The 6,387-nt window shown below is 59.3% G+C and carries 4 protein-coding genes; 1 reads left to right on the top strand and 3 read right to left on the bottom strand.

Features of this window, described 5'->3' with window-relative positions:
* Positions 1 to 141: 141 nt before the first annotated feature.
* The 3 genes from ACH2EH_RS03135 to ACH2EH_RS03125 are packed head-to-tail and all read right to left on the bottom strand — an operon-like array spanning position 142 to position 5,100.
* Positions 142 to 1,554 (bottom strand): DUF1501 domain-containing protein, encoded by a 1,413-nt coding sequence (locus tag ACH2EH_RS03135; protein WP_395138878.1) that lies wholly within the window; start codon positions 1,552 to 1,554, stop codon positions 142 to 144.
* Between the two features lie 5 nt (positions 1,555 to 1,559).
* Positions 1,560 to 2,183, bottom strand: coding sequence for a hypothetical protein (locus tag ACH2EH_RS03130; protein ID WP_395138876.1), 624 nt, complete (start codon positions 2,181 to 2,183; stop codon positions 1,560 to 1,562).
* Between the two features lie 10 nt (positions 2,184 to 2,193).
* Positions 2,194 to 5,100, bottom strand: coding sequence for a PSD1 and planctomycete cytochrome C domain-containing protein (locus ACH2EH_RS03125; protein WP_395138874.1), 2,907 nt, complete (start codon positions 5,098 to 5,100; stop codon positions 2,194 to 2,196).
* Between the two features lie 101 nt (positions 5,101 to 5,201).
* Here ACH2EH_RS03125 and ACH2EH_RS03120 point away from each other — a divergent pair.
* Positions 5,202 to 6,387, top strand: a 1,186-nt coding sequence (locus ACH2EH_RS03120; protein WP_395138872.1) for an extracellular solute-binding protein, incomplete at its 3' end; no start/stop codon positions are given.

Below are 6,387 nucleotides of genomic sequence, written 5' to 3'. Positions count from 1 at the left end.
GCGGCTTCGCCAAGCGGCCCGAGGCCGCGTCAAACGTCTCCTTCTCTGCGGGCTCGGCCCGCTTCGCGCGAAGCGCGGCCCAGAGATGGCCTTTCAGGCCACCGAAGGGGATTCGTGAAAAAGCCTCGGATAGACGAATAGCTACGCCAGAATGTCTTTCACGACACGCGCCGGTTCGACGCCGCTGAGCTTAGCGTCTAAGCCCTGGAACTTGACACTGAAGCGCTCGTGGTCTACGCCGAAGAGGTGGAGCATCGTGGCGTGCAGATCATGGACGCTGACGACGTTTTCGACGGACTTGTAGCCCAGCTCGTCGGTGTTGCCGTAGGTGGTGCCGCCTTTGATCCCGCCGCCCGCCAGAAAGAGTGAGAAGGCGTTGATATGGTGATCGCGGCCATCGCCCTGGCCCATCGGGGTACGGCCAAACTCGCCGCCCCAAATGATTAACGTGTCGTCGAGCAGCCCGCGCTGCTTGAGGTCCGTGATCAGCGCCCAGGACGCTCTATCACACTCGGCGGCGGCCTGCGTGATCGCGGCTTTCACACCGCCGTGGTGATCCCAGCCTCGGTGGTAGAGCTGGATAAAGCGCACCCCGCGCTCGGCTAATCTGCGGGCGAGCAGACAGTTGCTCGCAAACGTGCCATCGCCCGGCTTCTTCACACCGTAGAGGTCGAGCGTCGCCTGAGTCTCGTTGCCCATCTCGGTCAGCTCTGGCACCGACGCTTGCATCTTAAAAGCCAGCTCGTACTGCGCGATGCGTGTGGCGATCTCCGGGTCGGTTTTCTCAGCGGCGAGCATTCCGTTGAGCCGCGCAATTTCCTCAACGACTAAGCGCTGTGTGCTCTGGCAGACGCCTTCCGGGTTCCCGACAAAATGCACGGCATCGCCGCGTGTCTGGAGCTGCACGCCCTGGAACTTGCTGGGCAGAAACCCCGACGACCACTGCCGCGCCGAGACGGGCTGCGCCCCGCCCCGCCCCTGCGACGTCAGCACAATAAAGCCGGGAAGGTTCTGCGTGGTGGCCCCGAGGCCGTAGAGTACCCAGGAGCCCATAGATGGACGACTCTTGAGAATGGATCCCGAGTTCATAAACGCATGCGCCGTGTCGTGGTTGATCTGCTCGGTCACCATAGACTTCACGACACAGATCTCATCGGCGAGGCTCCCAATCATCGGCAAGGCGCTACTCAGCTCCAAACCGCTCTTGCCGTAGCGCGTAAAATCATGCTGTGGCCCGAAGGCTTTTAAGACCGTGTTCTGGAGCTGAGCAAGCTGCTGGCCTTTCGTAAAAGACTCCGGGAACGGCTGGCCGTGCAGCTCACGCAGCTTTGGCTTCCAGTCAAACGTCTCTAAGTGGCTCGGCCCACCCGCCATGCACAAATGAATGACACGCTTGATGCGCGGCTTGAAGTGAGGCAAACCTCCCGATCCTTCGGCTCGCGCCTCGTGCCCAAGCAACGCTCCCAGCGCCAGCCCACCCACACCGTAGGCCGACTGCTTCAAAAACGTGCGCCGGTTGACGCTTCGGATAAACTCTTCGTGACTATCGAACATCTCGCTCACCCACCTATCTTCGCCGCTTTTTCCGCGTTCTCCAGACACCGTGCGAGGACATAATCCACCGCTCCAAGGACAGGCTCCAGTGGCTGCACCCCATATCCCTCACTCTGCCAGTAAATATTTTGCGTATCGCGCTTGTAGAACTGCCAGCCACTGCCATTGCTCACAATCCCATAGGTGTCCAGTTCCTGCCCGGCATCCTGATTTTTCTCCGCGCAAACATGCATTTCCACCAGACACTGCGCCATCCCTTTTTCAAAATTATCCTTTTTTGCCTCTACGACACACAGAAGTGGCGTCCCCGGAAGAACCCGATTCGGAGCAATCAAGTAGTCTACAAATCCACCTATTTCTCTTCCATTGAGTGCAACCCCTTTAAAGATTTTCAGATTTTGATAGGGAAGTCCGACCTCTTCAAAAATCAGCTCAATGAGAAGCTGCTTTGCAGATTCAGAGAGAAAAGTATCAAATATCTTTAAGCGATTTTGACGCTCATGAAAAAACGAGCTGGCTAAGCGATCCTGAGCGGGGATTGCCCAAGGCTGGAAACGCTCAACTTCTGTTAGGGCAAGTGCTTCCGCCAGAGAAAACCCAGAAAATTCTCTTTTCTTTAGTGTTGCCATTTTGCTTAACTTAGTACCTCGTGATCGTCTCGTGGAGATTTAATACCACACGGCAAAGCGTAGCCCAGCTTGCGAGTTCTATGGGTTCACCTGTTGGAGCGGGGCTATTGCCAATGGCGAGGAGTTTTTTAGCATCGTCGGGGCGTGCGGCGTACTCGGTGCGGACTTTGGCAAGAAAGGTGAGGAGCGACTTTTGCTCCTGCGGCTTGGGGCTACGAGCCAGCGCTCGCTGGTAGATCTCCGTGAGCTTAGCATCGTCGGTTTTGCCGTTTAGACTTGTCGCTAGAACACGGGCTGCCTCCACAAACTCAGGGTCATTCAGTAGTGTGAGCGCCTGCTGCGGCGTGTTGGCCTGCGTGCGCGTACAAGATGGCTCGTCGCGGTTGGGAGCGTCAAAGCTAGCGAGCATCGGATGCAGAAATGTCCGCTGCCAGTGCATGTAGACCCCGCGCCGCCACTGGGAGCCGTTGGTGTCGGCGGTGTAGTCACGGTCGGGGAACTGGAGCGGGGCATAGTATCCCGCGGGCTGATACGGCTTCGCGGGTGGCCCTCCAAACGATTTATTGAGGAGTCCCGCAATCGCCAGCGCATTGTCACGCACAAACTCCGCTTCCAGTCGCCGTGGGTTCTGTGATGCCAGTAGGCGGTTCTGTGGATCGCGCACACGCTGCAACGCACTACTCTTTGACGACTGCTGGTAGGTATGGCTTAGCACGACCTGCTTGACGGCACGCTTGATGTTCCAGTCTTTTTGAAAGTCCCGCGCCAGCCAGTCCAGAAGCTCCGGGTGGCTGGGCGGCTCACCTTGCCCGCCCACATCCTCGACACTCGCCGAGAGCCCGACGCCAAAAAAGTGCTTCCAGAGCCGGTTCACAAAGACTCGCGCCGTGAGCGGATTGTTTTTGTCCATCAGCCAGTTGGCAAGCTCTAGCCTACTTCCCCCCCCCCCAGCCCCCGTCCGGCGGGGGAGGAAGCTTGGTGTCGCTGCCACAGCCACAGGCGCGGTCTCGTCCTGCCAGTTACCACGTGGCACGACGCGCATGGTCAGAGGTGTTTTTGCACGCTCGGTCACCATCACAGGGGTGCGACCACTGCGGTAGTTGATAATTTCGGCCTCTAGCGCCCTAGCTTTGGCAAAAGCATCTACATCGGAGGCTGTGGCTAACAAGTAATCCCGAGGCGTCAGCGCTTTATCAGGAAGCGTCAGGCCGTCGGGGTCGCGCGGCACGAGGGGCGACGTGCTGAGGCGAAAACTGGCGAGATCACAGTTTGGTAGCGTGGCGCGCAGGCTCTCACCGTCTGCGAGCGTAATGGGTTTATCAAGGCGATAGACAGCCATTTGTGGCGCACTGGCCTGCGTATCAGCTAGCTTCCAGCCCCGGTGCACTCCCAGCAATGCAAAAGAGTTTCGGTAGATCGGCTCGAAGGCGCTCGCAGCAGCGTGGCGAATAGCAACAGCGCGAGTCTTGCCATCTTTGCCCAGAATCGCCAGACTCAAGTTCACGGTCTCGGAGCGCACGCCTTTCCGAAAAAGGCTATTCTCGATAGGTAAAATCTCTAATCGAACACTGGCGAGCTGCCGTGCCTTAGGGGAAAACTCTCGCACGGCATCTGCGGCCTTGGTACCCGTCAGCACCACGCGCTCATCGCTCTCCCAGCCGTCGGGGTTGGCCTGGACATAGGCATTGAGCTCCCCCAGCCAGCTCTGGCTCACCAGAAGTGGCGCGGCAATAGTCTCGATCGCGCGCTGCTTCTGGACGATCTGCGCCTTGAGATACTTGCTCTCCACTATGATCTCGGGGAAGAACGGGTAGTCGTTGTTGACGCCGCGCAGATCCGGGTTCGGGGTGTAGCCGTAGTCGGCATAGACCCCCCACTGTTTGACATCGGCAAAGTAGGCAGCGAGCGCGTAAAAATCCCGCTGCGTGAACGGGTCGTACTTATGGTCGTGGCACTCCGCACAGCCCGTCGTCATGCCCATCCACGCCATCCCGACGGTGCGTACGCGATCCGTGGCGTACTTATGCAGATACTCTTTGGGCTGTGCGCCGCCCTCACGCGTGACCATGTTCAAACGATTGAAACACGTCGCCGTGAGCTGACTTGGCGTTGGGTTTGGCAGCAGATCCCCGGCGAGCTGCTCGCGCGTGAATCTATCAAAGGGCATATTGGCGTTAAACGCCTCAATTACCCAGTCGCGGTAGGCCCAGGCATTCATGTTCTGGTCGCCATGGTAGCCCACGGTGTCGGCGTAGCGCACCATGTCTAGCCACGGTACCGCCATGCGCTCCCCATACGCCGCTGAGGCCAAGAGCTCATCCACGAGCTTTTCATAGACACCAGGCCGCGTATCCGCTACAAACGCCGCTACCTGCTCTCGTGTTGGCGGCAACCCCGTTAGATCTAAGCTCACACGCCGAATCAACGTCGCTTTATCGGCTTGCGGTGCAGACATCAGCTTCTCTTTGGCCAAGCGCGCCCTAATAAAGGCATCTATTCCCCCTACCGGACGTGGACTAGAGGGTAAGAGCGCCTGCCACGCCCAGTGGCCCTCGTACGTCGCGCCCTCGCCAATCCAGCGCATCAAGAGCCGCTTCTGCGCCGCTGTGAGCGCCTTGTGCGAGTAGCTCGGTGGCATCTGCAACCGATCGCCCTCAGGCTGATTGATGCGCCGCACCAGCTCGCTGCCGAGAATATCCCCCGGAACGACGCTTTTATTGGGCTGATCCAGCCGCAAATTCGCAACGCGCTTGTTCTTATCTGGCCCGTGGCACGCGAGGCAATTGTCCGAGAGAAGGGGACGGATATCGCGGTTAAAACGGACCCGGTCGGTCTTTTGTGGCGCGGCGAGCGCGGCAAAACTCATCAAGCTGGCAAGGGCAAACACTGCCAGCTTGCCGTGCGAAAGAGAGATCATAGAAGCATTGTAAACGCTACCGGAACCACCGTCAATGCACTGCGCAATAAAAGCCTTGTCTGATCTGTGCACTTACGCTCGTATTACGCTAGTATGTGGCCATGCGCACCGCCGCTCTTCTCGCCCTCGCCCTCGCTGCAGGCTGCAAAAGCTCCCCTTCCAGCAATCGCCTGCGTGTCTGGAGCATGTGGGGCGGCGATGAGGAAGAGGTTTTCCGTAACGTCCTGCGTGCCTACGACCCGACAATCACAAACCTGCCATCCGTGAGGGACGACAAAACCATCCGTGCCCTAGTGGCGGGCGCTCCCCCCGATCTCTTCACACTCCGTGAGCCCGCAGCACTGGGGGCACTCGCCGCCAACAACGCCCTTCGCCCACTGGATGGGCTCTTTGCCGCCGCCGGACTCAAAGACGCAGACTTTACGCCGGGCGCACTGAGTCAGTGCCGCTTCCGAGGCAAGCTCTACGCGATTCCCTACTTACTGGACTGCATGGTGCTGCTCTACAACAAAAAGCTCGTGAAAGAGCCACCGTGCACACTCGAAGCGCTGGAGGAGCTTTGCAAACGCCTCACGAAGCGCGATAGCACCGGGCGAATCACCCAGATCGGCCTGCGTCCCCCCGAAGCCGTTCAGCTACTAGGAGCCGCCGGAGCTCGGTTCTGGGACGAAGAAACCGAGCGCCTCACCGCCGATGATCCACGCAATATCGAGGGCGTGCGCTGGTACAAGCGTCTCATGGACGCGCAGGGTGGCAACGAGGCCGTGGAGGCATTCTCGGCGGGCTTTGCCGAGGACATGGGCTCCAGCAATCCGTTCTTTAAGGGACTTGCCGCGATGGAGTTCTCCGGACAGTGGAACGCGAACTGGGTCTTTAAGTACACCCCCGGCGAGGAGATCGGAGTCGCGGCGCTTCCCTATCCCGCCGACTCTCCCGAGCTCTCAGGCACGGCCTGGCTCGGTGGCAATCTCTTCTGTCTGCCACGCGAGGGCAAGCACACCGACGCTGCCTTTGCCTTTCTCAAGTGGAGCCAGACCAGAACCGGGCAGCTCACGTTCGCCAGCACGATGCACGGCGTTCCCAACCAGCGTGCGATCTTGAAAGAGCCCACGCTACGAACCGGCGCTCCCTGGCGAGCGCTCTTTGCCCGCTTTTTAGATCTAGCCGACAGCCCCCGCGCCACCCACTTCCCCGTGCTTCCGGTTGCAGCACTCTACCAAAGTGAGCTAACGGCAGCCTGCGACGCGGTGCGCTACGGCAGAAAATCCCCGCAAGAAGCGCTCAAGA

It is taken from the genome of Armatimonas sp. (assembly GCF_043760365.1).
Taxonomy (GTDB): domain Bacteria; phylum Armatimonadota; class Armatimonadia; order Armatimonadales; family Armatimonadaceae; genus Armatimonas.
Note: the sequence above shows the minus strand (reverse complement) of the source record. Positions and strands in the feature narration are given on the sequence as shown.